Annotated in this window: 24 protein-coding genes; 19 read left to right on the forward strand and 5 right to left on the reverse strand. The window is 61.8% G+C overall.

Translation table 11 applies throughout. The features are described from left to right. Nucleotides 1–86 precede the first annotated feature (86 nt). Nucleotides 87–806 carry a formyltetrahydrofolate deformylase gene (locus HMPREF3092_RS07335; protein WP_256174402.1) on the reverse strand — a complete coding sequence of 240 codons (720 nt, stop codon included), beginning with the start codon at nt 804–806 and terminating at the stop codon, nt 87–89. 46 nt (nt 807–852) lie between these two features. Here HMPREF3092_RS07335 and HMPREF3092_RS11520 point away from each other — a divergent pair, with 46 nt between their 5' ends. Next, complete coding sequence (locus tag HMPREF3092_RS11520) at nt 853–999, forward strand: hypothetical protein (protein WP_256174403.1); 147 nt, start codon at nt 853–855, stop codon at nt 997–999. 349 nt (nt 1,000–1,348) lie between these two features. Continuing rightward, entirely contained in the window at nt 1,349–2,203 is an 855-nt protein-coding gene (gene erm / locus HMPREF3092_RS07345; protein WP_065247467.1) for a 23S ribosomal RNA methyltransferase Erm, read from the forward strand. A gap of 70 nt (nt 2,204–2,273) precedes the next feature. On the opposite strand, the gene HMPREF3092_RS11400 is transcribed toward erm, so the two are convergent. The 3 genes from HMPREF3092_RS11400 to HMPREF3092_RS07360 all read right to left on the reverse strand — a co-directional run bounded on the left by HMPREF3092_RS11400 (nt 2,274) and on the right by HMPREF3092_RS07360 (nt 4,091). After that, complete coding sequence (locus HMPREF3092_RS11400; RefSeq protein ID WP_256174404.1) at nt 2,274–2,762, reverse strand: type IIL restriction-modification enzyme MmeI; 489 nt, start codon at nt 2,760–2,762, stop codon at nt 2,274–2,276. A gap of 146 nt (nt 2,763–2,908) precedes the next feature. Then, entirely contained in the window at nt 2,909–3,286 is a 378-nt protein-coding gene (locus HMPREF3092_RS07355; RefSeq protein WP_256174405.1) for an ACT domain-containing protein, read from the reverse strand. 106 nt (nt 3,287–3,392) lie between these two features. Next, a complete protein-coding gene (locus HMPREF3092_RS07360) occupies nt 3,393–4,091 on the reverse strand; it encodes a GntR family transcriptional regulator (protein WP_070424403.1) in 699 nt (232 codons plus the stop codon). A gap of 194 nt (nt 4,092–4,285) precedes the next feature. Between HMPREF3092_RS07360 and HMPREF3092_RS07365 the strand changes: the two genes are divergently transcribed. Genes HMPREF3092_RS07365 through HMPREF3092_RS07380 form a run of 4 tightly spaced genes read left to right on the forward strand, consistent with a single transcriptional unit; the run spans nt 4,286 to nt 9,584 of the window. Continuing rightward, entirely contained in the window at nt 4,286–5,542 is a 1,257-nt protein-coding gene (locus HMPREF3092_RS07365) for a sarcosine oxidase subunit beta family protein (RefSeq protein WP_070424404.1), read from the forward strand. Between the two features lie 11 nt (nt 5,543–5,553). Beyond that, entirely contained in the window at nt 5,554–5,907 is a 354-nt protein-coding gene (locus HMPREF3092_RS07370) for a sarcosine oxidase subunit delta (RefSeq protein WP_070424405.1), read from the forward strand. Continuing rightward, a complete protein-coding gene (locus HMPREF3092_RS07375; protein WP_256174406.1) occupies nt 5,900–8,938 on the forward strand; it encodes a 2Fe-2S iron-sulfur cluster-binding protein in 3,039 nt (1,012 codons plus the stop codon). Before HMPREF3092_RS07370 ends, HMPREF3092_RS07375 begins: the two co-directional genes overlap by 8 nt. Further along, nucleotides 8,931–9,584, forward strand: coding sequence for a sarcosine oxidase subunit gamma (locus HMPREF3092_RS07380; protein WP_070424406.1), 654 nt, complete (start codon nt 8,931–8,933; stop codon nt 9,582–9,584). The genes HMPREF3092_RS07375 and HMPREF3092_RS07380 overlap by 8 nt, the downstream gene beginning before the upstream one ends. A gap of 107 nt (nt 9,585–9,691) precedes the next feature. On the opposite strand, the gene HMPREF3092_RS07385 is transcribed toward HMPREF3092_RS07380, so the two are convergent. After that, nucleotides 9,692–10,753: a 2,3-butanediol dehydrogenase gene (locus HMPREF3092_RS07385; RefSeq protein ID WP_070424407.1), complete on the reverse strand. Its 1,062-nt coding sequence runs from the start codon at nt 10,751–10,753 to the stop codon at nt 9,692–9,694. Nucleotides 10,754–11,083: 330 nt separating this feature from the next. Between HMPREF3092_RS07385 and HMPREF3092_RS07390 the strand changes: the two genes are divergently transcribed. The 13 genes from HMPREF3092_RS07390 to HMPREF3092_RS07450 all read left to right on the forward strand — a co-directional run bounded on the left by HMPREF3092_RS07390 (nt 11,084) and on the right by HMPREF3092_RS07450 (nt 24,586). Next, nucleotides 11,084–12,892 (forward strand): ABC transporter substrate-binding protein, encoded by a 1,809-nt coding sequence (locus HMPREF3092_RS07390; RefSeq protein WP_083274315.1) that lies wholly within the window; start codon nt 11,084–11,086, stop codon nt 12,890–12,892. 117 nt (nt 12,893–13,009) lie between these two features. Beyond that, nucleotides 13,010–14,074, forward strand: coding sequence for an ABC transporter permease (locus tag HMPREF3092_RS07395; RefSeq protein WP_141737987.1), 1,065 nt, complete (start codon nt 13,010–13,012; stop codon nt 14,072–14,074). Then, nucleotides 14,075–15,037: an ABC transporter permease gene (locus HMPREF3092_RS07400; protein ID WP_083274316.1), complete on the forward strand. Its 963-nt coding sequence runs from the start codon at nt 14,075–14,077 to the stop codon at nt 15,035–15,037. Then, nucleotides 15,037–16,803: an ABC transporter ATP-binding protein gene (locus tag HMPREF3092_RS07405; RefSeq protein WP_070424408.1), complete on the forward strand. Its 1,767-nt coding sequence runs from the start codon at nt 15,037–15,039 to the stop codon at nt 16,801–16,803. Before HMPREF3092_RS07400 ends, HMPREF3092_RS07405 begins: the two co-directional genes overlap by 1 nt. Then, entirely contained in the window at nt 16,796–17,767 is a 972-nt protein-coding gene (locus HMPREF3092_RS07410; protein WP_070424409.1) for a S66 peptidase family protein, read from the forward strand. The genes HMPREF3092_RS07405 and HMPREF3092_RS07410 overlap by 8 nt, the downstream gene beginning before the upstream one ends. Nucleotides 17,768–17,782: 15 nt before the next feature. Further along, nucleotides 17,783–18,958 carry a DUF819 family protein gene (locus HMPREF3092_RS07415; protein WP_062021931.1) on the forward strand — a complete coding sequence of 392 codons (1,176 nt, stop codon included), beginning with the start codon at nt 17,783–17,785 and terminating at the stop codon, nt 18,956–18,958. A gap of 54 nt (nt 18,959–19,012) precedes the next feature. Then, the gene (locus HMPREF3092_RS07420) at nt 19,013–19,819 is read left to right on the forward strand and encodes a serine hydrolase (RefSeq protein WP_019175539.1); all 807 of its coding nucleotides are present in this window, start codon (nt 19,013–19,015) and stop codon (nt 19,817–19,819) included. 33 nt (nt 19,820–19,852) lie between these two features. Beyond that, a complete protein-coding gene (locus HMPREF3092_RS07425) occupies nt 19,853–20,893 on the forward strand; it encodes a dipeptidase (protein WP_070424410.1) in 1,041 nt (346 codons plus the stop codon). 5 nt (nt 20,894–20,898) lie between these two features. Beyond that, the gene (locus HMPREF3092_RS07430) at nt 20,899–21,627 is read left to right on the forward strand and encodes a type 1 glutamine amidotransferase (RefSeq protein WP_070424411.1); all 729 of its coding nucleotides are present in this window, start codon (nt 20,899–20,901) and stop codon (nt 21,625–21,627) included. Between the two features lie 163 nt (nt 21,628–21,790). Then, nucleotides 21,791–22,426 carry a hypothetical protein gene (locus HMPREF3092_RS07435; RefSeq protein WP_061944227.1) on the forward strand — a complete coding sequence of 212 codons (636 nt, stop codon included), beginning with the start codon at nt 21,791–21,793 and terminating at the stop codon, nt 22,424–22,426. After that, nucleotides 22,426–22,941: an OmpA family protein gene (locus HMPREF3092_RS07440; protein ID WP_141737988.1), complete on the forward strand. Its 516-nt coding sequence runs from the start codon at nt 22,426–22,428 to the stop codon at nt 22,939–22,941. The genes HMPREF3092_RS07435 and HMPREF3092_RS07440 overlap by 1 nt, the downstream gene beginning before the upstream one ends. Nucleotides 22,942–22,958: 17 nt before the next feature. Continuing rightward, nucleotides 22,959–23,678: a response regulator transcription factor gene (locus HMPREF3092_RS07445; RefSeq protein WP_070424412.1), complete on the forward strand. Its 720-nt coding sequence runs from the start codon at nt 22,959–22,961 to the stop codon at nt 23,676–23,678. After that, complete coding sequence (locus HMPREF3092_RS07450) at nt 23,675–24,586, forward strand: sensor histidine kinase (RefSeq protein WP_070424413.1); 912 nt, start codon at nt 23,675–23,677, stop codon at nt 24,584–24,586. The genes HMPREF3092_RS07445 and HMPREF3092_RS07450 overlap by 4 nt, the downstream gene beginning before the upstream one ends. Nucleotides 24,587–24,609: the final 23 nt, after the last annotated feature.

A 24,609-nucleotide genomic window follows, 5' to 3' on the forward strand; every position in this document is an offset into this window, starting at 1 on the left:
CTCAGGGATTGTGGGCTCCGCAAAGGGAAAGGCCTCGTCAGAAAACTGGAGTTCCAGTTCCCTGACGAGGCCTGAAGAAGGGCGAATCAGCTGAACACGACGGTGCGGGTCCCATCCATCAGCACGCGGTGCTCGGCATGCCAGCGCACCGCCTGGGCCAGCGTCCGGCCCTCAACATTGCGCCCGATTGCAATGAGCTCATCCGGTGACTTCGTGTGGTCGACCCGTACGACGTTCTGCTCGATGATCGGCCCCTCATCGAGGTCAGCCGTCACGTAGTGAGCCGTGGCGCCGATGAGCTTCACGCCGCGGCTGTGCGCCTGGTGGTAGGGGCGCGCGCCCTTGAAAGCCGGTAGGAACGAGTGGTGGATGTTGATGGCTCGCCCCGCCAGTTTTTCAGCCAGTTCGTCCGACAGGATCTGCATGTAGCGGGCAAGCACCACCAGTTCGATGTCGTGTTCCTCGATGAGCTCCAGCAGTCGGGCTTCTGCTTCGGCCTTCGTGTCCTTGGTGATCGGGACGTGTTCGTAGTCCACGCCGTAGAAGTCTGCGTGCTTCTTCAGGTCCATGTGATTGGACGCCACCAGCGGCACATCGATGTTGAGCTGGCCCAGGTGATGGTCGAACAGAACTTCGTCGAGTTTAAGTTCAATGTTAGCTAAGGGCCTTATTAAAAGCGTTTGGCAACACGCGCTCCTACTTACCTTCGTATCTCGCGAGACGCTGACGTGGATGGCCTCACCATCGACCGGCAGCGTCAGGACTGTGAAGCCATTGCAAAGCAGCGTGGCTTGGACGTTGGACATAGGACATAACTACGTCGATCAGTCCATTTCCGCGTCAAAGAAGAATGTGGCTCGCCCCGACTACGACGCCATGGTGGCATCCTTTGAACGCGGCGAAATCGACGCGATCATCTGCTGGGACCTCGAACTACCCGCCCCACGTCGGTGGGTAGTCCGATCAGTCGGACAAAACTACTCCCGCACCACAGCGTAATAAGGGGTGCACCTTAAAAACATCCGGAGGTGGGGGTAACTCCCCCTCGTTGCCCAGAGACAAAATACGCCAGTGGCGTCTGTACGACGAGCCGAAGGTAGGACAAATTCCAATCCAGAGAGGTCTTGCACTGTTGCGGTGCGGTTGTCTTCTTTCTCACCCTATTGGACCCTGCGAAATCAATTGGATACGATAGGCCCATGTTGATTTCAGGTTCCGTTTTCATGCGGCCGCTCACCAGCCGCTAAGGCGGTTTTCTCCCTCCCGCAGGTTAGAAACCGCTCCGGTCCTTTAGCCGGGCGGCCATTTGCCATGCCCGGCTCCGTTTCAACTCCACGGAGCACACCTGATGTCTACATACGGATACGGCCGTCACGAACATGGCCAAAATTTTCTCACAGACCACAAGATCATCAACTCCATCGTCGATCTTGTAAAACAAACCTCCGGCCCCATCATTGAGATCGGGCCAGGAAGCGGTGCCCTCACTCACCCGATATCCCACTTGGGGAGGGCAATAACGGCAGTTGAGGTAGACGCAAAACTAGCTGCCAAACTCACAAAAAAGACCGCCTCGGCGTCGGTCGAAGTGGTCCATGATGATTTCCTCAACTTCCCGTTACCCGCCACTCCCTGCGTCATTGTGGGAAACATTCCCTTTCACCTCACCACTGCCATTCTTCGAAAGTTGTTGCATGCGCCGGCATGGACTGACGCTGTACTCCTCATGCAGTGGGAAGTCGCTCGCCGCCGGGCCGGGGTAGGTGCAAGCACGATGATGACGGCTCAGTGGTCCCCATGGTTCACGTTTCACCTTGGTTCCCGAGTACCAAGGTCTGCTTTCCGGCCACAGCCAAACGTTGACGGGGGGATCTTAGTGATCCGCCGGGTGGGTGACCCGAAGATCCCGATAGAGCAACGCAAAGCCTTTCAGGCGATGGTGCACACCGTTTTCACCGCCCGGGGACGCGGGATAGGGGAAATTCTCCGAAGGGCAGGGTTGTTTTCATCACGTTCAGAGACACAATCATGGTTGCGCTCGCGAGGAATCGACCCCGCAACCCTACCTCCCAGATTGCACACCAGCGACTGGATCGATCTCTTCCAGGTGACTGGTTCCTCTCCACCGCGCCATCGGCCCATTTCACAATCGGGAAGTAGTCAACGCCCTCCTCAACGGAAAAATCGAGGCCGGCGGCGGTAATCCCCCCACCACCAAAACCGAAATCCACCAGTATTAGTGAACGACCCATGTTCGTCTACCGTGGGCCGCGTTATGGCAGTGACGTGTTCTCGTCGGGCACAGTCATAGTTCCCGGCGTTGCCAGCGACAGGGTTCTACACCCAGCAGCGGGACCGATCAAAATCGCCCGCACGGGGAACGACCCTGCTGGTGGTTTCGATTTTGATGAAAGCGAGGAGACATAGCCCCTCGCCAACTCCCCGTAGCTGGCGAACAGTAGCTCCTGGCGCTGGCGCTCGTTGGTGAGTTCGCGTGCCACATCGAAAGCCTTATCGACTTCCCGGTCCAAGTTGTTGTGAGCCTTGAGCAGAATTGGGTCCATCGATAACGGGTTGTAGTGCTCCGCGAGTGACCGCTGGGGGTGCCGCTCGCGTGCCCGCAGCACCAACTGTCCAGCGTCGATGATTCGCTGCTGCGCCTTCTCATCTAGTTCACACAGAGCTGGTCCGCAGTTGTAGCTCCCGATGTACTCCGAAAAACGGAAAAAATAGTGGGGATATATCAACCTTCCACTTTCCATTCTTCCGGCTCAGAGTATTGAGGGGTCTGGGACCGGGTCCGTAAACCCTTTATGTTTTTCGCGCACAGCGGTTTTTAGCGACGCACCCTATAGGTTTTCCGCAGAACTTATATGTGTTTCTGTGAACCACCATATGTTGTCTGTTTTTAGCAGTATTTCGTTGTAAATTCCGCTACAGCACATCGGATACCGCATTTACGCATCGAGCGGTTATTTATCGACGACACTCCGTTGAGGGTCCGCGGATCTTTTGATCCCATGATGAGGGTGCGCACCCTTTCGGCACTGCGGTGCAGGCCCAGCTCCATGGTGAAGCGTTCCTTGACGGGCGCCATTGCGGCTTCCAGTTGTTCACGGTCGCACGGTGCATCAACCTCGATGCGCAGGAAGAACGTCCCGGAGTCCGGCGAGGTGAACTGCTGGGATTCGACGATGTTCCCACCGAGGTGGACGAGGACTTCCGTAACGGCATGGACGATGCCCGGCGCGTCTGCGCAGGCGACGGTGATGATGAAGCGCTCCATGGCTCTCACTTTGTTTGGTGAAATCGGCTGGAGCTATTGAACCAGTACTGGCATTGCATCAGGTCAGCGCCCCTGTCTGGGCGCTTCCCGAAGGTGCCGGTCAGCTTCAGAACATGGCGCGCAGGCTGCGCTCGAATTCGTCGATGTGTTCAACCGTCATGGTTGCGGCCTTATCGGCTTGGCCTTCGACAATGGCCTCCAGCAGCGGTATGTGATCTTCGGCGTGCTCAATGATTCCAGGCAGGCGGTGTGCGGCGAGCGCCCAGATCCGCATGGCCAGGTAGTGATAGCGGGCCAGGATGTCGGCAATGTGCGCATTGCCGCAGGCCTGGTAGATGGTGTGGTGGACCAGGGTGTCCAAGCGAAGAAACGCTTCTGCGGCCCCGCCGTCTCCGGCGGAATCCTCGGGGGCTTCTGCGACAAAGCTGCGGATGCGCTCGATGGCGGCGCGCAGATCGTCCCGCTGCTGCGCGTTGGCGCGTTCAGCGGCTGCGCTGGCCGCGACGGGTTCGAGTGCTTTGCGCAGCTCTGTTACGGCTGCCAGTTCGGCAATGTCGACGCCCGCTGCAAAAGTCCCGCGCCGCGGGTAGCTCACCACCAGGTGATCGCCTTCCAGGCGTTTGAGCGCTTCCCGTATGGGCGTCCGACCGGCTCCCAGTTCGTCTGCGAGCTCGGTTTCGCTGATGGGCTCACCGGGGCCGATGCGCAGCAGGATGAGCTTCTCTTTGATTGCGTCATAGGCGGTCTGGGCCAACGAGGTGCCGGTTGGTCCCCACTGGGGGAGTTCGGCTGGGGCTGAACTCATGGTGTGGCTCCTTCGGTGGTTGAGTCTTCTCATTGTGGCTCAGGGGGGGGGTTGGTGGGTCTGCCGGAAATCGGGTGAAAATCATGCCTTGCAATCTCTTGACCCGGCTTCGGCTACGTCTCTAGTATGTCACTTATATATCAGTTGTCGTTTAACGATTCCTGCTCATCAGAGCCGATAGCAAGGAGCCGCCCATGAGCATTAAGCGCATCGACACCGGTGTTCTGACTGCGAATCAGCGGGAACTGCCGGAACACCCCGACTTCATGTGGGGAAATCCGGAGCCCAAAAAGTCCTATGACGTCGTCATCATAGGAGGTGGTGGGCACGGTCTGGCCACCGCCTACTATCTGGCCAAAAACCATGGCATCACGAACGTCGCCGTCGTGGAAAAAGGATGGCTGGCAGGCGGCAACATGGCCCGCAACACCACCATCATCCGGTCGAACTACCTGTGGGATGAATCCGCAGCGATCTACGAACACTCGCTGAAACTGTGGGAAGGGCTGGAAGAAGAACTCGGCTGCACCCTGTTCTTCTCACAGCGCGGAGTTCTCAACCTGGCCCACACGCTGGGTGATGTGCGCGAATCCGTGCGCCGGGTCGAAGCCAACCGCCTCAACGGAGTCGACTCTGAATGGCTCGACCCGCAGCAGGTGAAAGAAGCCTGCCCCATCATCAACATCAGTGATGACATTCGCTACCCCGTCATGGGTGCGACCTACCAGCCGCGTGGCGGCATCGCCAAACACGACTGGGTCGCTTGGGGCTATGCCAAGCGCGCCGCCGAACTCGGCGTGGACCTCATCCAGAACTGCGAAGTCACCGGCTTCCTCTTCGACGGTAACAGGGTCACGGGAGTGCAGACGACCCGCGGCACAATCGCAGCCGGCAAAGTCGCCATGTGTGCAGCCGGACACACATCGGTCCTGGCCGAACTGGCAGGCATCCGGGTGCCCATCCAGTCCCATCCGCTGCAGGCACTCGTGTCCGAACTACACGAACAGGTCCACCCCAATGTCGTCATGAGCAACCACGTGCACGTGTACGTGTCCCAAGCTCACAAGGGCGAACTCGTCATGGGTGCCGGCGTGGACTCCTACAACGGCTACGGCCAGCGCGGATCATTCCACGTGATCGAAAACCAGATGTCGGCAGCTGTCGAACTGTTCCCCATCTTCGCCCGCGCCCACCTGCTGCGCACCTGGGGAGGAATCGTCGACGTGACACTCGACGCCTCGCCGATCGTGTCGAAAACCGAGGTCGACCAGCTCTACATCAACTGCGGCTGGGGGACCGGCGGCTTCAAAGGCGCCCCCGCGGCCGGTCTGACCTACGCACACACCATCGCCGAAGACGAACCCCACCCGCTCAACGCGCCCTTCAGTCTTGAGCGCTTCGTCACCGGCCAGCTCATCGACGAACACGGTGCTGCCGCCGTCGCCCACTGAGAGGAGTCATCATGCTCATGATCGACTGCCCGTACTGCGGGCCCCGCGCTGAAACCGAATACACCTACGGCGGTCAAGCCCACGTGAACTACCCGGAAGACCCCCAGGCGCTCACCGACGAACAGTGGGCCGAGTACGTGTTCTACCGGGACAACCCCAAAGGCTCGTTCTACGAACGCTGGGCGCACACCGCCGGATGCCGCAAATGGTTCAACGTCCTGCGCGACACCCAGAGCTACACGATTTCCACCACCTACCGTCTGACGGACCCCAAACCCGAACTTCCGCAGCCACCGGCCGTAACTCCCGCGGTCGGCGCACAGGAATCCGGCCCGCACACAGCTGGAGGCCAGAACAATGACTGAGCAGAAACACGCTGAGCAGACACACACGTCGCACCGGGTGCGCCCCGGCTCGATCACATCTGAGCGAGCCATCACCTTCACCGTTGACGGCCAGACCTACACGGGGAAGGCAGGCGACACGATTGCCTCGGCCCTGCTGGCGAACGGGCGGATCCGCGTGGGTGACTCCATCTACCGGCGCCGCCCCCGCGGCATTCTTTCGGCCGGTGCGGAAGAGCCCAACGCCTTCGTTTTGGTCGAAGGCGAACACAACGAATCCATGCTCCCGGCCACTCGTGTGGAGATCTTCGAGGGCATGTCCGTGAAGCTGCTCGAAGGCATCGGCCAGCTGGACCCCAGGCCGGACGAAGACGAATACGACAAGAGCACGATCTTCGCCGAAGTCGTGGTCATCGGCTCCGGACCCGCGGGCCTTGCCGCAGCGCAGGCCGCCGCGGTCTCGGGCAAGCGCGTTGTGCTGTTCGAACAGGACCAAGCCTTCGGTGGAACCCTGCTCGACTGCGCACCGGATGACGAAACCAGCGTCATCGACGGCCTGCCGGCAGCCCAGTGGGCAGAACGAACAGTGCAGGAGCTGCGAGACTCAGGCAACGTTCGCCTCATGTCGCGCACAACCGTTGTCGGCTCCTACGACAACAACTACCTCGTGGCACTCGAAGACCGCGATTCCGCCTACAAGGCCGCGGGGGGAGCCCGCCATGACGGAGTGTCGCGCCAAAGGCTGTGGCACGTGGTCGCCGGAGAAGTCGTGCTCGCCACCGGAGCGTTTGACCGCCCGCTGGTGTTTGCAAACAACGACCTCCCCGGAATCATGCTCGCCTCCGCGGTCCAGCGGTACCTGGGTCGCTATGGGGTGCTTGCGGGACAGAAGATCGTTCTGTTCACCACCCACGACACCCCCTACCGTACGGCAGTCAATGCGGCACGGGCCGGTGCGCACGTGACCATCGTCGATTCTCGAGCCGACTCCGCGCAGGCTGATACGGCACGAGCAGCCGGTGTTGAGGTGCGCCTCGGCAGCGCCGTGGTCCAAGCGGAAGGCGAAGACCGCCTCGAAGCCGTGTGGATCGCCCCGCGCGGTCAGGAACACCAGGCGGAACGCGCAGAGGCTGACCTGCTCGCGGTCTCCGGTGGGCTGTCGCCCAATGTCCACCTGCACTCCCAGCGGCAGGGCCGCATGTACTGGGACGACCCGCCTGCCGGATTCATCCCAGCCGCCCCAGTCGAGCGCCAACACACCGTCGGGGCCCTCAACGGAAGCTACAGCTTGGCCCGTGCGCTCGCCGAAGGGACCGCCGCCGGTGCGGCAGCCACAGCGGGGGAAGCCAGTTCCTTCCACGACCCCGAAACGGCAGCTGCGCGCGTGAGCGAGACCGGCCAGGCCGACCAGCTGTGGTTCATCCCTGGACCGGAAGAAGAACAGCAGCCGGGCACTGAGCCCGAACAGCTGTCCGCACTCGCGGAATACTTCGTCGACCTCCAGCGTGACAACACTGTCCGCGACATCATCCGCGCCTCCGGTGCGGGCATGTTGTCGGTTGAACACATCAAGCGCTACACCTCGATCTCCACGGGTGTGGACCAGGGGAAGATCGGCGGGGTCAACACCATTGGCCTCATCGCAGAAGCACTCACTGGTGCTGAAATCAGCGCCCTGGCAACCGGCCAGCCCGGTCAGAAGCCGATCAACACCGTGGTGAGCGGCACCTCGGGAGAAAACAGGCGAATCACCCCGGGGCAGATCGGCACAACAACCTTCCGAGCCCCCTACACCCCGGTGGCGTTTGCGGCACTTGCCGGGCGGGCAGTCGGCAAACTCTATGACGCGGCCCGACAGACGAACATCCACCCGTGGCACGTGGCCCACGGTGCGGTGTTCGAAGACGTCGGCCAGTGGAAGCGCCCGTGGTACTACCCGCAGGACGGGGAGGACATGGACGCGGCAGTCGCCCGCGAATGCCGGGCTGTGCGCGAATCCGTGGGCTTCCTGGACGCCACAACACTCGGCAAAATCGAAATCAAGGGCAAGGACGCCGCGGAGTTCATCAACCGGATCTACACCAACGGCTACCTCAAGCTCAAGGTCGGCAAAGCCCGTTACGGGGTTATGTGCACTCCCGACGGCATGGTGTTCGACGACGGTGTGACCCTGCGTCTGGCAGACGACCACTTCTTCATGACGACCACGACCGGCGGAGCGGCCGATGTCCTCGAATGGCTCGAAGAGTGGTCGCAGACCGAATGGCCGGAACTGGACGTGGTGTTCACATCGGCGACCGAGCAGTACAGCACAATCGCCGTCGTCGGCCCGAAGTCCCGCGATGTCATGCGGAAAATGGCTCCCGACCTCGATGTGTCAAAAGAGGGCTTCGGGTTCATGGAGTACCGCAACACGACACTCGCCTCCGGCATCGACGCCCGGGTTGTGCGCATCACCTTCTCCGGAGAACTGGCCTATGAGATCAACGTCCCCACCTACTACGGGCTCAAAGTGTGGGAAGACGTTGCCGAAGCCGGCGCAGAGTTCAACATCACGCCCTACGGCACGGAAACCATGCACGTGCTGCGGGCCGAGAAGGCCTACATCGTGGTCGGCCAGGACACCGACGGGACCGTCACACCGCAGGACCTCGGAATGGGGTGGGTCGTATCGAAGCTGAAGAAGGACTTCATCGGCAAGCGGTCGCACTCACGGCTTGCCAACATCGATGAGAATCGCAAACAGCTGGTGAGCGTCCTGCCGACCGACCCCAAGCTGCGCCTGCCGGAGGGCAGTCAGCTGGTGTTCCCCGAAGACTTGGGCGACTACACGGGCGAGGGTCTGCCGAAGGCTCCGATTCCCATGCAGGGGCACGTGACCTCCAGCTACGATTCGCAGGCCCTGGGCCGCACGTTCGGGCTTGCGCTGATCAAAAACGGGCCGTCGCTCATCGGCCAGAAGCTCATGGCCACGTGCGACGGCGGCTTCGCCGAAGTCGAAGTCGGGCCGACCGTACTGTTCGATCCGGAAGGAGAACGCCGAGATGGCTGACAACACCGCTGTTTCTCAGGCCGAAGTCTCGCGACAGGACGTCCTCAGCCTGCGCCGCCGCCCGCTTGCCGAACGCGCCGCCGAACTCGACGCCGCTGGCGGGCCGCGGGTGCGGCTGCGCGAAGTTCCGTTCCGCACGCAGATCAGCCTGCGCGCCGAACCGGGCGGGCCGGCCGCCGACGGGCTGGAGAAAGTGCTCGGTGCACCACTTCCGCGGAAGGTGGGCCACGTTTCCGAGGTCGAGGCGCCGGTCACCGGGCACGTGCTGTGGTTCGGTCCGGATGACTTCCTGCTGGTTGCAGGTGACGAGGCGGAAAGGGAGCTGTCGTGTTCCGCCCTGGCCGGGATCCTCGCCGAGGCGGTAGGGGAGCACCGCGGGCAGGCCGTTGACCTTTCAGGCAACCGGACCGTGCTCGAGCTGACGGGGCCGAACGCCGTCGATGTGCTCTACAGAATGGTCGAGGTGGACGTGCACCCGGACTTCTTCCCGGTCGGCAGTGCGATCCTCACGCTGGTCGCGGGGTCCTCGGCCGCTCTGTGGCGAACGGATGAGGATTCGTACTGGATTATGCCGCGGGCATCCTTTGCCGATCACACCGCCAACTGGCTGCTCGACGCTATGCGGGAGTTTGCTGACCGCGGCTAGCCGATAAGCCGTCGGGAGTCCTGACACAAAGATCCGGCCCGGTGGAAACCGCAGAGGTTCCCACCGGGCCGGATCTTCTGTCTGAGCTCGGCTCAGGCCTGAATTGATCAGGCGTTGGGGTTCACGAGGATCTTCACGTGCTGTTCGTTGTTGTTGATGAGCTGTTCGAAGCCCTTGTCGACCAGTTCGTCAAGCTTGATGCGGGCGGTGATGAACTTCGACAGGTCGAGTCCGCCTTCCTGCACCAGCTTGATGGTGGCCGGGTGGTCGCTGGCGTAGCCGATGGTTCCGCGCAGGTCGATTTCCTTGAGAACCAGCTTCGGCAGATCGACCTCGGGCTTGTAGCCCCAGATCGACACGTTGACGATGACGCCGGCGGGACGGACAGCGTCCATGAGCATGTCGAGAACGACCGGGACGGACGAGCACTCAAAGCCGACGTCTGCACCCTTGCCGTCGGTGAGTTCCTTGACCTTGGCTGCGACATCGACTTCGCGGGGGTCGAAGACCTCGTCTGCGACACCGGTGCTGCGGGCCATTTCCTTGCGGGCTTCCGACAGTTCCGAAATGTAGACGGTCAGACCCTCAGCCTTGAGCACGGCTGCGGTCAGCAGGCCGATGGGGCCCGCACCGCCGACGATTGCGACGTCGCCGGCCTTGGCGCCGGAGCGGACGAATGCGTGGTGGCCAACGGACAGCGGCTCAATGAGAGCGGCTTCGTCCAGTGGGATATCGCCGATGGGGTGCACCCAGCGCTGTTCGACGACGATCTTTTCGGACAGACCACCGCCGCGGCCGCCCAGACCGATGAAGTTCATGTTCTCGGAGAGGTGGTAGTTCTGGCCTTCGCTCGTGTCGACGTCTTCGCCGATGATGTAGGGCTCAACGATGACGTTCTGGCCGACTTCGAGACCGGTGACGCCTTCACCGAGGGCGGTGATGGTGCCGGAGAATTCGTGGCCCATGGTGACCGGCGCCTCTTCGCCGGAAATGGGGTGCGGGTGGCCCTTCGGCGGCACGAAGATGGGGCCTTCGAGGTATTCGTGGAGGTCCGTGCCGCAGATGCCGCACCACGCGACGTCAATGGCAACGGTGCCTGGCTTCAGTTCCGGTTCGGGGATGTCTTCGATGCGGATGTCTTTACGGTCGTAAAAGCGTGCGGCTTTCATACCACTGCTCCTCAAGCACTTTGGTGTATATGTGCGAGAACTTTCGAGAATCGGGGCTTGTGACTCCTTAATCTCTGCCGTTCTCACTACCAGGTTACTCCCCGTGTTTGCTGGCCATAAGGGGTGGGTGAGGGGGTTTTGAGCGCATGATGGGGAACTCGTCTTCCGCTGCTTTTGAGACAGTTCAGCGTGTGGTTTTGAACACACAAGAGCTTGTGATGTAACTTACAGAAACAGCTTCTGCGGGGCGGTCGCATCGGCACACGTTCGACGTGTCCCACGCACCACGCGACGGGGCTGGTGCGGCAAGAAGCCAGGCGGAAGGAAGATATGTTCAGATCAGCTCTCAAGAGGTGCACAGCAGCGGCCGCTGCCACCGCTATGACGATCCTTGGGGCGACCGGTGCAGCGCTGCCCGCGGCAGCCCAGTCGACCGAACAGGCGGCGTCAGACACGACCATGCGGATTGCCACCTCGGGCCTTGTCGACAACTTCAACCCGTTCACCTCGATCTACCTCACACCAACGGCCATCAACCGCTACGTGTACGAAAACCTCGTGCAGTACGACTCCAAGGACTTTGGGCCGACCGAGGGCCTGGCGGAAAAGTGGGACGTCAACGACACCGGTGATGAATGGACGTTCACCATTCGCGACGGCATGAAGTGGTCCGACGGCGAACCGATCTCGTCCAAGGACGTCGTCTACACCTACACGCAGATGATGGAAGACCCCGCGATGGGTGCCGCAAACGGATCGCTTGTGGAGAACTTCGAATCTGTTGAAGCTCCCGACGACACCACCGTCGTCATCAAGCTCAAATCGCCGCAGGCGCCGAACCCCGGTGTTGAAATTCCGGTCGTTCCCGAACACGTGTGGTCAAAGAAGGACGACCCGGCGAAGGACGACAACGACTCTGAGGTTGTCGGCTCTGGCCCCTACGTGCTTGACAGCTACAAGGCCAACCAGTCGATCACGCTGAAGGCCAACCCGAACTTCTGGAAGGGCAAGCCGAAGGTCGACACCATCCAGTACACCTACTACACGAACAGCGACGCCATGGTGCAGGCGCTGCGTGCCGGTGATGTCGACTTCGTGACCGGGCTGAGCCCCGAACAGATGAAGGCACTGGAAAACGCCGACAACATCGAAACCAATGTCGGTGAATCCCGCCGCTTCACGGCCCTTGGCGTCAACCCCGGCTTTGAAACCCCGGAGGGCGAAGCCTACGGAACCGGCAATGAAGCGCTGAAGGACGTCAAGGTCCGCCAGGCTCTGCGCCTGGGCATCGACATGAAGACCCTGCGCGAACAGGTCATGCAGGACTACGCGACAGAAGCAACGAGCTTCGTGCCGGAGTCCTTTGAGAAGTGGCACCTGCCGAAGTCCGACAAGATCGTCTCCCACGACCCCGAAGCCGCCAAGAAGCTGCTCGATGAGGCCGGTTGGAAGGAAGGCTCCGACGGCATCCGCGAAAAGGACGGCAAGAAGCTCTCCCTGCGTCTGCTGATCGATGCCCAGACCCCGACGGAACAGTCCATCGCAGAGTTCATCACTCCGTGGCTGAAGGACATCGGCGTTGAAATCAAGGCCGAGTCCAGTGACTCCGACACGATTTCCGACCGCACGATGAAGGGCGACTTCGACATCTACGTGACCGGCTGGTCGGTTACTCCCGACCCGGAATACCAGCTGTCGATCAACACCTGCGCTTCGCGTCCTGACTCGGAGGGCAACGGCCCGACCTCGCAGGACGGCTACTGCAACAAGGCGTTCGACGAACTGTACAAGAAGCAGCACACCGAACTCGACGAAGGCAAGCGCCAGGAACTCGTCCACCAGGCACTGCAGCAGCACTACGACGACGCTCCGCAGATCACCCTGTGGTACCCCAAGCAGCTCGAGGCCTACCGTTCTGACCGCTTCGCCGGCTTCACCACGCAGCCCGAAGACGGCGGTGTGATCGGCAACCAGTCAGGCTACTGGGGCTTCCTCACGGCGGCTCCCGCTGACGAGGCGGACGGCGGCAAGGGCGGCTCCTCGGCCGGCCTGTGGATCGGCATCGGTGCGGTCGTCGTGATCGCCGCTGTTGCCATCCCGCTCGTCCTGCGCCGCCGAAGCGCCGACGACCGAGCGTGAGACCACGAAACACCTAGCCCACAGATTCGAGGCGCCGGACACACGAGTGGTGACCGGCGCCTCGAGCACCTTTAACGCACTGCCGAAGAACCTCAGCAGTACGTGGAAAGCAGAAATATGTCTGTGAACGCAGAGACACAGCCCGCCAACAAGAAGCTCAAACATGAAGCTTCCGGCGGTTCAGAGGAAATCGATGCGCCCCCGGCGGGCCAGTCCTATCTCAGCTATCTGCTGAGGAAAGTGGGCGGAGCGCTCATCAGCCTGTTCATGGTTGTCGTGCTGGGCTTCTTCGCCTTCCGGATTCTGCCGGGTGACCCGGTGCAGAAGATCGCTCGCGAAAGGCAGATGAGCCCCGAGCAGATGGCTCAGCTGCGCGCCGAATACGGTCTCGACAAGCCCGTGCTCGTCCAATTCTGGGACTATCTGGTGGGCATCTTCAGCGGCAACTTCGGCACCAGCTACGTCTACAAACAGTCCGTAGCCAGCCTCATCGCCGAATACGCGTGGCCGACCCTGCTGCTGACGGGCACGTCGGCGATTCTGGCCATCACTCTGGGTCTGTGGATGGGACAGCTGGCGGCATGGAAACGCGGTTCCCTCTTCGACAAGCTGACAACCTCCACAAGCCTCGTCTTCTGGTCTGTGCCGACCTTCTGGCTTGCTCTTCTGCTGCTCATGGTGTTTGCCGGAAAGCTGCAGTGGCTGCCCACCGGCGGCATGGTTTCACCTGGAATTGAGCCGGGCAGCTTCACATACGTGGTCGATGTAGCCAAGCACCTCATTCTTCCCGTCATCACCATGACCGCGGTCATCTACGCGCAGTACCTCATGGTGATGCGCGCGTCGCTGTTGGGGGAGATGAGCGCTGACTACCTGACCACCGCACGCGCCAAGGGCCTGCGCGAAGACGACGTCCGGCTTAAGCACGCTGTGCCCAACGCACTGCTGCCGACCGTGACGCTCGTCTTCATGCACATCGGCGGTCTCATTGCCGGTGCGCTCACGGTCGAAACCGTGTTCTCGTGGCCTGGTCTGGGCAAGCTGACCTTCGAGGCGATCTCCGGTCCGGACCTTCCGCTGCTGCAGGGCACGTTCGTGGTCTTCTCAGCGGCCATCATCATCATGAACCTGCTGGCTGACCTTGTGTACCGCCAGCTCGACCCGCGCGTCAGGAGGGCCTGAATGACTTCCCGCAACACCTCCTCCGAAAAGCAGACGGCTGCCGGCCGCGAAAAGCAGGGCACGGCTGTTCCCTCGAGCGCCCGCGCTCTCACATGGAGCCGGCGCGCAGAAGCCTGGAAGAAGAACTGGAAGATCTTCCTGGAAGACCGCGCGGGCGTTGCCGGTGCGATCGTTCTCATCCTGGTGATCCTCGTAGCCGTGTTCGCTCCGCTCATTGCGGACCGCTCCATGCTCGACGTCACCCAGAACCTCGACAATCCGCGTTACGCACCGCCGAGTGCGGAGCACCCGCTGGGCACAGACAACTACGGCCGCGAACTGTGGGCGCGCCTGGTGTGGGGTGCCCGAGTTTCGCTCATCGTCGGTGTGGCCGCCACGGCCATGTCGATGATCATCGGAACGATCATGGGCATCGCCGCAGGCCACTTCACAGGCTGGGTCGGCGGACTGATCATGCGCGTCATCGACTTCTTCCTGGTGCTGCCGTCGCTGTTGCTGGCGATTGTCCTGTCCTCTGTTCTTGAGCGCGGAGTCTTCACAATCGTCATCGCGATTGGTGTGACCTCATGGGCAGGTACGGCCCGCATTGTTCGCGCGCAGACGCTGTCGGCGGAATCGCGCCTCTACATTGAGCGCGCGAAAGTTTTGGGTGCCGGCCACTGGCACATCATCACCTCGCACCTGCTGCCGGCTGTCATGCCGCTCGTGCTGGCCAACACGACGCTGACTGTGGGTGGTGCGATCATCGCCGAATCGACACTTGCGTTCCTGGGACTGGGTGATACGACTCAGCAGTCCTGGGGAACCATTCTGAAGAACTCGATGGATGTTTCGGCCGCAACCTCCGGCTACTGGTGGTTCATCCTCACCCCGGGCCTTGCGATCGTCGCTGTGGTTCTTGCGTTTACGCTGGTGGGCCGGGCTATCGAAGCCATTGCCAATCCGACCCTCAGGAGCCGCTGATGAGTACAGCAGAAAAAGCTGCCGCTGCCGCGGGCAAGGATCTTGTCTTCGACGATGTTTCGATCACGTACTCGTCGCGAACCTCCCGAGGCGACATCCCCGCGGTGTCGAACGTCAGCCTCGAACTGCCAGCCGGCGGCACCCTGGGCATCGCGGGTGAATCCGGTTCGGGCAAGTCGACACTCATCCTCTCTGTGCTGCGCCTGCTGCCGGACAACGCGACGCTGACCGGGCGCGTGCTGTTGGGCGGCACCGACATTGCCGAACTGAACTTCGGCCAGATGCGCGCGGTTCGCTGGTCGGAAGCCGCGATCGTGTTCCAGGGTGCCCTGCACTCGCTCAACCCGGTGCGCCCGGTGGGCAAGCAGATCCTCGAAGCACTCAACCTGCACGTGAAAGACGAATGGCGCTCCGAAGCTGATCGCAAAGCTCGAGTTCTCAGCCTGCTGGAACAGGTGGACCTGGATGCCCAGATTGCGCAGGCGTATCCGCACGAACTGTCCGGTGGACAGAAGCAGCGCGTCATGATCGCCATGGCCCTGGCTTGCGATCCCGACATCATCATCGCCGACGAACCGACCACGGCTCTTGACGTCATCGTGCAGGCGCAGATCCTCACCCGCCTGCGGGAGCTCGTTGAAGCGCGCGGCATTTCGCTGCTGATGATTTCGCACGACCTTTCGGTGCTGGCTACAGCGTGTGAGCGGATTGCAATCATGAAGCAGGGCAAGATCGTCGAGATCGGGCCTGCCCAGAAGATCTGCACCCAGCCCGAGGAGTCCTACACTCAGCAGCTGGCGGATGCGTTCCCCACCATCGGGGATCCTGAATCGCGTCTCAACCCGATCACTCGCAACCCAGCTCGGGTTGATGTCGAAACTCCGCACACCATGACTGACGAGGTGGTGCTGGAGGCACGGAACCTTAACGTCACCTTTAAGGCGCGGGGACGACTGACAAAGGCCGTCAACAACGTTGATCTCAAACTGCACCGCTCGGAGGTGCTTGCGGTTGTCGGCCAGTCCGGATCGGGCAAGACGACGCTTGCGCGAACGCTCCTCGGCCTACAGCAGCCAGACGCCGGATCCGAACTGCTGTTCCAGGGTGAGCCTCTGCCGACCAGCAAGCGGGGCCTGCGCAAGTTCCGGCGCGATGTGCAGATGATCCTGCAGGACCCGTCGGGTTCGCTCAACCCTTCGCGTTCGGTCTATGAGTCTGTGGCAGAAGGTCTGCGCGTGCAGAAGTTCACCGGCGATGAACGGGCGCGTGTGAGTGAAAGCCTGGAAGCTGCGGAGCTGATTCCCGCCGAGGACTTCTTTGAGCCGATTCCGCAGGAGCTTTCCGGTGGGCAGCGTCAGCGCGTTGTCATTGCCAGCGCGCTCGCGCTCGAACCTGATGTTCTCATTGCCGACGAACCCGTGGCTTCCCTCGACGCTTCGGTGCGCGGTGAGATCCTGTCGCTGTTCCTGGCTTTGAAGAAGAACATTGGGCTCACGGCACTCGTCATCACCCACGACCTCGGTCTGGCGTGGAACATCGCCGACACGGTGGCCGTCATGTACCGCGGTGAAATCGTTGAACACGGTCCGGTTGAGGATGTTCTTCTGAACCCTCAACACGACTACACGCGCAAGCTGCTGGCCGCAGTGCCCGGCTTCCGCTCAGAACGGGCCGTACCGGGTCAGGCTGCGCAGGCAGTCACCGCGAAGACGGACGACCCTGTGGCAACCACAACAGAAGAAACAGGAGGCGCCGTCAATGGCTGACCGCAACCCCTATGCACAGCAGGCCCCACTGGCCCCGGGCGACCGCGTGTGGCTCGTAGCCCCGTCGGGACCGGCACCCAAGGGAACTGTTGAACCGGCAATTGCCGCGCTGGAAGAGTGGGGACTCGACGTGCAGGTCGGAGAGAACCTCCGCAAAGTCGATGCCCGCGCCTCGTACCTGGCCGGCAGCGATGACGAACGCCGCAACGATCTGGTCAACGCCTGGTGCGACCGCAAGGCCTCCGCTGTCATCGCTCTGCGCGGCGGCTACGGGGCCATGCGCCTGCTGGACGGCATCGACTTCGGTTCCATGGCGGAGAACGCGCTGCGTCCTGACGGCCGTCCCAAGCTGCTGACGGGTTCGAGCGACATCACCGCCCTGCACCAGGCGTGGGCGCACCACGTAGGAGTGCCCACGCTGTTCTGCCCCATGGTCGGCAACGCCGTTTTCGGCGACAGTGAGCGCGTGCGCACTGACATCAAGCGCTGGCTGTTCTCACCGTGGTCAGACGAACAGGTGCGTCTGGGTGAACCGGCACAGACTCTCACTTCCGGTGAGTTCACGGGAATCACCTACGGGGGCAACCTCAGTCTGCTCGCCGCCGGGGTCGGGGCACCGGAATTCCAGCCGGGAGCACCCGATGAGCCGGGCATCCTCTTCTTGGAAGACGTCGACGAGGATGTGTACCGGCTGGACAACCTGCTGCTGCAGCTCAAACGGATCGGCTGGCTCGAACGGGCCGGCGCCGTTGTCCTGGGCTCCTGGGAGAGCTGCGGTGAAGACGATGACCGCAGGGCGCTTCTGCGCGAATACTTCGGCGACGCCCAGGTGCCGGTCTTGTGGGAAGTTGAACTGGGCCACCACCCGCACGCCGGTTCAGTGCCCTTCGGCGTGCGCGCCACACTGAGCGCACCGGCAGACGGTGCCGCACCGACAGTGACAATCGAACCGAACGAGGAGTGAACCCCCTAAACAGTTATGATCACCGACGGTTTTCTGTTCATCAGCCTGCTCATCGCAATAGCCGCGATACTCGTCTACCTGGACAAAGCCCGTGGGCTTCCAGTCTTCAGGTACGTTCCCGGCTTCGTCTTCCTCTACCTGATAGCGGCGCTGCTCAACACCGTCGGAGTATTCGGCGAATCCGATTCAATCGATGCTGTCGGCGGGGGAGTGAAAGACGCTCTTCTGCCGGCAATGATCATGCTCCTGCTGTTCCAGTGCGATGTCCGCAAGATCATCAAACTGGGCCCAAAGCTGCTGCTGACCTACGCGGCCACCGCCGTTTCGATCATGCTGGGATTCGTCATCACCTTCGCCGTGCTCAAGGGGGTTCTCGAAGCCGAAGCGTGGAAGGGCCTGGCCGCGCTCGCAGCTTCGTGGACCGGCGGTTCGGCGAACATGGCGGCCGTGCAGGGAATCCTCAACCCGCCGGAGAACATCTTCGGTCACGTTCTCATCGTCGACACCATCGTGTACTCCGTGTGGCTGCTGGTGATGTTCTCGTCCGTCGGCATCTCTGACAAATTCAACGCGTGGACAAAAGCCGACACTTCGGCCCTGTCTTCGCGTGCAGCCTCGACTGGTGAAGGCGGCGAAAAGAGCTCCGCTGATGAAGAGAAAATGGACCTCGTGGCGCTGTTCCGGGTTCTGGCCATCGGCCTGTTCGGTTCAGCACTGGCCACCGTGATCGGCGGAAAACTGCCGGAAATCGGGGTCGTCGTGAACTCGACAACCTGGACCATCCTCATCGTCAGCATCGTGGGCCTGATCATCGGTTCGACCAAGTACGGAAAGATGGCCGGCGCATCGGATGTCGCCTACATCATGCTGTACATCATCATCGGAGTCATTGCGGCAGGGTCCGACTTCACATCGCTTGTCGAAGCGCCGATCTACCTGCTCGCCGGGCTCATGGTCGTGACCATCCACTTCGTCCTCATGATCATCTACGCCAAGCTCACAAAAACGGAGCTGTTCAGCCTGGCTGTCGCTTCGACCGCGAACATCGGCGGTGTTGCCTCCGCACCCGTCGTCGCCGGTGCCTTCAACCGTGAACTCGTGCCCGTGGGAGTTCTCTTCGCGCTCATCGGTGCATTCGCCGGTACGTTCTTCGGTCTGGCCGCCGGCCAGGTGATGAGCCTCTTCGCATAGATTTGATCTCGCAACAGAAGCCGGCCGCGAACAACGCCGGAGAAAGGCAGAACAATGACAGCTGACCTGTTCACACGTCTCGACGGAGTTGAATTCTCGGCACGCGCAATCGACATCGACACGGGCGAAGAGGTGTTCAGCCACGAACCCGACCGCGTGCTCTCCACCGCATCGATCGCCAAGATCTTCCTGCTGCACGCAGCGCTGAAGATGAAGAACAACGGTGAACTGCGCCTGGATGAGCGGCTGACCCGCAACGCGGCAGAGCGCGTCGACGAATCCGGCATCTGGTACCTGCTTGACCAGCCGGATCTGACAATCCACGACGTCGGCATGCTGATCGGCGCCTTCAGCGACAACTTCGCCACGAACGTGCTCATCTCCCGTGTCGGCCTGGACCGCGTAGCCAAAGAAGTCGAAGCGCTGGGCTACAAGGACTCCGCGCTGCACGACTTCCTGCGCTGGCCGCGCCCAGCCGGAGCACCCCGCCGCCTGTCATCGGGCACCGCCTACGAACTGAGCGACTACATGGCGCGGCTGTCCCGCGACGAACTGTTCGACCCGATGACCTCGGAAATGATGCGCCGCTGGCTCGGTGCGGGAGCCGACACCTCGATGGTGGCTTCCTACTTCGAACCAGACCCTCTGGCGCACTACTACTACACGCGCGGCGAATGGATTGTGAACAAAACCGGTACCGACTCCAGCGTCCGCGCCGACACCGGCATCGCCTTCACACGCGAACGCCGCGTGGCCTACGCGGTCTTCGCCAACTGGGCCGCAGACGAAGACCGCGTCCTCGAAGTCATGCCGATAATGCGCGAAGCCGGCGGCCTGATCAGCGCCCACCTGCACGCCTGACACACCCCAACCGGACTGAAGAAAGGACCGGCGATGCCGTCTCCACTCATCCCCATTTTCGATGGCCACAATGACCTCCCTTACCTGCTGCGCGAAACCCGCAGCTCTTCCGTCGCTGACCTTGACCGCCCCGACGGGGTTGTCGAAACCAACATTCCGCAGCTGCGCGGCGGCGGAGTGGCCGCACAGTTCTGGTCGGTCTTCGTCGACTCGGCGATCAAGGGCGACGAAGCTGTCCGCTGGACGCTCGAACAGATCGACCTCGTCGACCGACTGATCAGCACCTACCCGAATGACCTCGCCTGGGCTACAACAGCGGAAGCCATCCGTGCAGAGCGAGCTGCCGGGCGCATCGGCGGTCTGCTCGGTGTTGAGGGCGGCAACCAGATCAACGAATCACTCGGCGCCCTGCGGATGTTCGCCAAGCTCGGCGCTCGCTACATGACGCTCACGTGGTCGACCACCCACAGCTGGGCTGACTCCGCAACTGATCAGCCGGTGCACGGCGGTCTGAGCGACTTCGGTCGGGAAGTGGTCAAGGAGATGAACCGGATCGGCATGATCCCGGACCTGTCCCACGTGGCGCCGAGCGTTATGGACCAGGTGCTCGGCATGACCGACCTGCCGGTGCTCTTCACCCACTCGAACGCGCTGAACCTGTGCTCGCACCCGCGCAATGTGCCCGATGACATCATCGACCGGCTGCCGGCCAACGGGGGAGTGCACATGCTGACCTTCGTGCCCTCATTCGTGTCGCAGGAACGCTACGACTGGGTCAAGAACGGAGAAGAAGGCACAGCCCCGGAAGTCACCATCAGCGATGTTGCCGACCACATCGACTACGTGCGCGAACGCATCGGCATTGACCACGTGGGCATCGGATCCGACTTCTGCGGAACGGACTCCTTCCCCACGGGACTGGACAACGCCAGCACCTATCCGGCTCTCATTGACGAACTGCGCTCGCGTTCGTGGTCGGAAGACGACCTTGAGAAACTCGGCTTCGACAACGCGCTGCGCGTGCTGGAAGCCCACGACGACCGCTATCGCAGCTTCCTGCGCTCAGGAGAGTAAACACCGTGCCCCGCATCCTCATCATCGTCAATGACGTTGATTCACAGCCCAGGCGACTGCTGCCGCGCCTGATTGACCACCACATCGAGTTCGACCTGCGAATCGGGCCGGGACCGGACGGCACGTTTAATGACATCCCAGGTCCGGACGTCGTCGACGACTACGACGGCTTCGTCTACCTGGGCGGCGGCTATATGCCGGATGAAACTGACCGGGCGCCCTGGCTGGAACGCGAAGCAGAGCTCGTGCGGGCAGCATGGGATGCCGACAAACCGCAGCTGGGAATCTGCCTGGGCGGACAGCTGCTGGCCCACGTGGCCGGCGGCACCGTGAAAGCCAAAACGGGTGCTCCCGAAAAAGGCGCAACCGAGATCACGTTCACCGCGGATGCCGCTGACGACCCCGTGTTCGGCAAGGTGGGTCCGAAAACCCACTTCATCGAGAGCCACGTGGATCGCATCACTCAACTGCCGGAATCGGCCCAGCTGCTTGGAAGCAGCGAACTGTGCGAAATCCAGGCGTTCCGCATCGGCCGATCGTGGGGTATGCAGTTTCACCCCGAAGCGTCTGCTGATTCCGTGCGCAGCTGGGAAGCCGACGGCCTGGCCAAACTGGGCTTTGACAAGGACACGCTCGTTGAACACGCCGACCGCGTTGAAGAGGACAGCGCGCGCAATGCCCAGGCGCTGTTCGACGGCTTTGCACGCGAGGTGATTGAGGCAAGCCGTCGCTGAGGCGTACACGCTGAGTTCACCTGTGTGTCTCAGAATGTCGCGAAGCTGGTACAAGTTTCCGGACTCTTGCGACTTCTGTGCGACGAACAGGGCTTTGCGCGTTCGTAGTCTTGAGTCAGCAAGCACGACAGGGCCCACCCGGTCCGCTACCGAAAGGTTTCACATGCGCACGACAAAAGTACGAACAGTCATCGCCGCGGCGGCCGTGGCTGCATCCCTGGGTCTGACGGGGTGCTCGGTTGATTTCAATACCGGCTCTGACGACAAAAAGGAAACGTCTGAACAGTCAGAGCAGAATGACAGTTCGGACAGCTCTGGCAGCGGTTCTGGCGAAGCGGCGTCCCAGAGCGATGGGGACTCAGACACTGCAGACTCCGAGGACTCCGGCAGCGGTTCGGAAGCGGCTGCTTCGGGTGACGTCCTGGCCGAAGTCGAAGTTCCGGCGAAGGTGGACGGGGATAAAGATGCCAAGCTCAAAGTCCGACTGATCAGCGTCAAGCGCAACCAGCAGACGGTAGAAGCAGTCTACGGCTTCACCCTGGAAACTCAGATCGATAAGCAGATCGATTTGTATAGTGCCCGCGGTACCGGTTTTCAGCCTTACGCGGTAGATACGAAGAACTTCAACAAGCACAAGATGATCAGAGATCTCAGTGATTCGTACTTCGACATTAAATTGACTCCGGGGACGGAAGCTCGGAGCAAGGCCGCTTTCGGTGCTCCGCCGGAAGACGTTGACACGATGGACGTCTTCCTGTGGGAAGGTGAGCCGCTGGTTAAGGGCGTGAAGATCCAGTGATGGCCCGCACCAAGCTCGCAGCCGTCGGCTTGGTCGGACTCATGGCGTTCGGTGCCGCTCCCGCAGCAGCTGCCGTGAAAGCGGAAATCAATCCGATCAAGGCCGAGATCATCCCGCTTAAAGACAACATCGAGCCGATGGATGACACTCGCGAAGACGCCGGCGAAAAAGTCGTCACGCTGTCTTCGGACGTGTTGTTCGACCTTGGCAAATGGGATCTGTCTGACGGTGCGAAGAAGAAGATCGCCGAACTGGTCAAGAAAGTGCCGCAGAACGCGACCGTCAGGGTTGAGGGCCACACGGACAACCTTCCGTACAAGGAAGGCAATGACGTTCTGTCGAAGCGCCGCGCTGAAGCCGTGTCCAAGGCTATTAAGGAAGCCCGGTCTGACATCAAGACTGAAGTCAAGGGCTTTGGCGACAGCAAGCCGATCGAGCCGAATGAAAAGGGCGGCAAAGACAATCCGGAAGGCCGGGAAAAGAACCGACGGGTTGAAATCCGCTACGACGGCTGAGCCCGCGAAGGAACACAATGTCCGCCCAGACACGACCGCATGTGCTGCTCGTCGATGATGACTCCACCATCCGCGAGCACTTGGCCCCCGTGCTGCGCCGCAGCGGCCTCGACACTGAAACCGCAGCTGACGGTGTCGAGGCGCTGCGGGCCATCGAGGCCTGCCGCCCGGACCTGGTCATCCTTGATGTGCTCATGCCGAATCTCGACGGCCGCGAGGTCCTGCGCCGCATCAGGGCTGACGACGAATGGCTGCCCGTCATCCTCTTGACCGAGGTGGGGGAGACCTTCGAGCGGGCCGCCGCCCTCGATGACGGTGCAGACGACTACATGACCAAGCCGTTTGACCCGGTTGAGCTCATGGCGCGCGTCCGCGCGGTTCTGCGCCGCACGCAGCGGGGCCAGACACCGCTGAGCGCAGCCCAAGCTCTTGTATCGGGCGAGCTGCGTCTGGACCGGCCTGCCCGGAGACTTTTTGTCGACGGAAGCGAACGGCAGCTGACACCGCGGGCCTTTGCTCTTCTGGAATTCCTTATGAGCCACCCCGACGAGGTGTTCTCTCGCCAGCGTCTGCTGGAAACCGTGTGGGGCTTCGAGGCGATTGTGACCACACGCGCGGTTGACCACAGAATTGCCGAAATCCGCAGGGAACTGGGTGACGATTCCAGCGACCCCGCCTACATTGAGACGGTGTCGGGTGCAGGATATCGATTTCTTGGAGCAGTGGATCGCGGATGAGCGAACAGAAACAGCAGCGCACACCGCTGGTCATCGCCTCAGCGCTGCTTGCGCCCCTGCTCATCGGGCTGATTGTGACGGTGGGGTGGCTGTTCGTCGACTCGCGAACCCAAGCGGTCATCACGGCCCGGGTAGCGTGGGCGCCCCTCGTTTTCGGCCTGCTGCTGTCCGGCCTGTTCGCGGCCGGTTTTGCCGCTGTCGTCCTTGCCCGGCGCGGTGCCGTCAAAGCTTCAGCGCAGGTGCGCGATGAGCAGACTCGCCGCCGCCAGCGTCTGCTGGCCCGTCTGGACCACGAACTGAAGAACCCCATTCAGGGCATTCGCGCAGCCCTGGCCGACGAACCGTCCCAGCGGCAGCGCGACAGCATCGATGCTCAGGCCGTGCGTCTGAGCAGTCTGCTGAGCAATCTGCGCAAGATCAGCGAAGTCGAACACGCTGAACTCGAACCCTCCGCGGTCAACATCGGCGCTCTTGTGCACGAGGCGGTGCAGACGGTTCTTGAAATTCCGGGGGCCCGAGAACGCAGGTTCCAAGTGTCGCTGCCCCAGGCACCACGCCCCCTGCCGCACGTTCGGGGTGACTCAGACCTGCTGTTTTTGGCCGTGTCGAACGTGTTGAGCAACGCGGTGAAGTATTCGCCGCCGGGGGCGCACATTGAAGTGCGCGGCCGCGAAGAGAGCGGTTGGGTTGTCATCGAGTGTGCCGACACCGGCCGCGGGATAGCGCCGGATGAGATCGAAACCGTGTGGGAAGAGCTCGGCCGGTCGCGCGAAGTCCGCGGGACGGAGGGCAGCGGGCTCGGGCTGCCGATGGTCCGCGCCATCATCGAACGCCACGGTGGCACCGCTTCGCTGCAGTCCTGGTACGGACAGGGTTCGACGGTCACACTCCGCTTGCCGGCCATGTAGATTTTCCTGCTTTAGCCATCGGC

It is taken from the genome of Brevibacterium sp. HMSC24B04 (genome assembly GCF_001806835.1).
GTDB lineage: Bacteria > Actinomycetota > Actinomycetes > Actinomycetales > Brevibacteriaceae > Brevibacterium > Brevibacterium ravenspurgense.

Excerpts from the sequence above, each read along its gene's own strand:
- HMPREF3092_RS07360 (WP_070424403.1), bottom strand. The coding sequence starts at position 4,091 with ATGAGTTCAGCCCCAGCCGAACTCCCCCAGTGGGGACCAACCGGCACC.
- erm (WP_065247467.1), top strand. The coding sequence starts at position 1,349 with ATGTCTACATACGGATACGGCCGTCACGAACATGGCCAAAATTTTCTC.
- HMPREF3092_RS07385 (WP_070424407.1), bottom strand. The coding sequence starts at position 10,753 with ATGAAAGCCGCACGCTTTTACGACCGTAAAGACATCCGCATCGAAGAC.
- HMPREF3092_RS07400 (WP_083274316.1), top strand. The coding sequence starts at position 14,075 with ATGACTTCCCGCAACACCTCCTCCGAAAAGCAGACGGCTGCCGGCCGC.
- HMPREF3092_RS07425 (WP_070424410.1), top strand. The coding sequence starts at position 19,853 with ATGCCGTCTCCACTCATCCCCATTTTCGATGGCCACAATGACCTCCCT.
- HMPREF3092_RS07370 (WP_070424405.1), top strand. The coding sequence starts at position 5,554 with ATGCTCATGATCGACTGCCCGTACTGCGGGCCCCGCGCTGAAACCGAA.
- HMPREF3092_RS07450 (WP_070424413.1), top strand. The coding sequence starts at position 23,675 with ATGAGCGAACAGAAACAGCAGCGCACACCGCTGGTCATCGCCTCAGCG.
- HMPREF3092_RS07335 (WP_256174402.1), bottom strand. The coding sequence starts at position 806 with ATGTCCAACGTCCAAGCCACGCTGCTTTGCAATGGCTTCACAGTCCTG.
- HMPREF3092_RS07415 (WP_062021931.1), top strand. The coding sequence starts at position 17,783 with ATGATCACCGACGGTTTTCTGTTCATCAGCCTGCTCATCGCAATAGCC.
- HMPREF3092_RS07380 (WP_070424406.1), top strand. The coding sequence starts at position 8,931 with ATGGCTGACAACACCGCTGTTTCTCAGGCCGAAGTCTCGCGACAGGAC.
- HMPREF3092_RS07440 (WP_141737988.1), top strand. The coding sequence starts at position 22,426 with ATGGCCCGCACCAAGCTCGCAGCCGTCGGCTTGGTCGGACTCATGGCG.
- HMPREF3092_RS07355 (WP_256174405.1), bottom strand. The coding sequence starts at position 3,286 with ATGGAGCGCTTCATCATCACCGTCGCCTGCGCAGACGCGCCGGGCATC.
- HMPREF3092_RS07445 (WP_070424412.1), top strand. The coding sequence starts at position 22,959 with ATGTCCGCCCAGACACGACCGCATGTGCTGCTCGTCGATGATGACTCC.
- HMPREF3092_RS07420 (WP_019175539.1), top strand. The coding sequence starts at position 19,013 with ATGACAGCTGACCTGTTCACACGTCTCGACGGAGTTGAATTCTCGGCA.
- HMPREF3092_RS11400 (WP_256174404.1), bottom strand. The coding sequence starts at position 2,762 with ATGGAAAGTGGAAGGTTGATATATCCCCACTATTTTTTCCGTTTTTCG.
- HMPREF3092_RS07395 (WP_141737987.1), top strand. The coding sequence starts at position 13,010 with ATGTCTGTGAACGCAGAGACACAGCCCGCCAACAAGAAGCTCAAACAT.
- HMPREF3092_RS07390 (WP_083274315.1), top strand. The coding sequence starts at position 11,084 with ATGTTCAGATCAGCTCTCAAGAGGTGCACAGCAGCGGCCGCTGCCACC.
- HMPREF3092_RS07375 (WP_256174406.1), top strand. The coding sequence starts at position 5,900 with ATGACTGAGCAGAAACACGCTGAGCAGACACACACGTCGCACCGGGTG.
- HMPREF3092_RS07365 (WP_070424404.1), top strand. The coding sequence starts at position 4,286 with ATGAGCATTAAGCGCATCGACACCGGTGTTCTGACTGCGAATCAGCGG.
- HMPREF3092_RS07405 (WP_070424408.1), top strand. The coding sequence starts at position 15,037 with ATGAGTACAGCAGAAAAAGCTGCCGCTGCCGCGGGCAAGGATCTTGTC.
- HMPREF3092_RS07410 (WP_070424409.1), top strand. The coding sequence starts at position 16,796 with ATGGCTGACCGCAACCCCTATGCACAGCAGGCCCCACTGGCCCCGGGC.
- HMPREF3092_RS07435 (WP_061944227.1), top strand. The coding sequence starts at position 21,791 with ATGCGCACGACAAAAGTACGAACAGTCATCGCCGCGGCGGCCGTGGCT.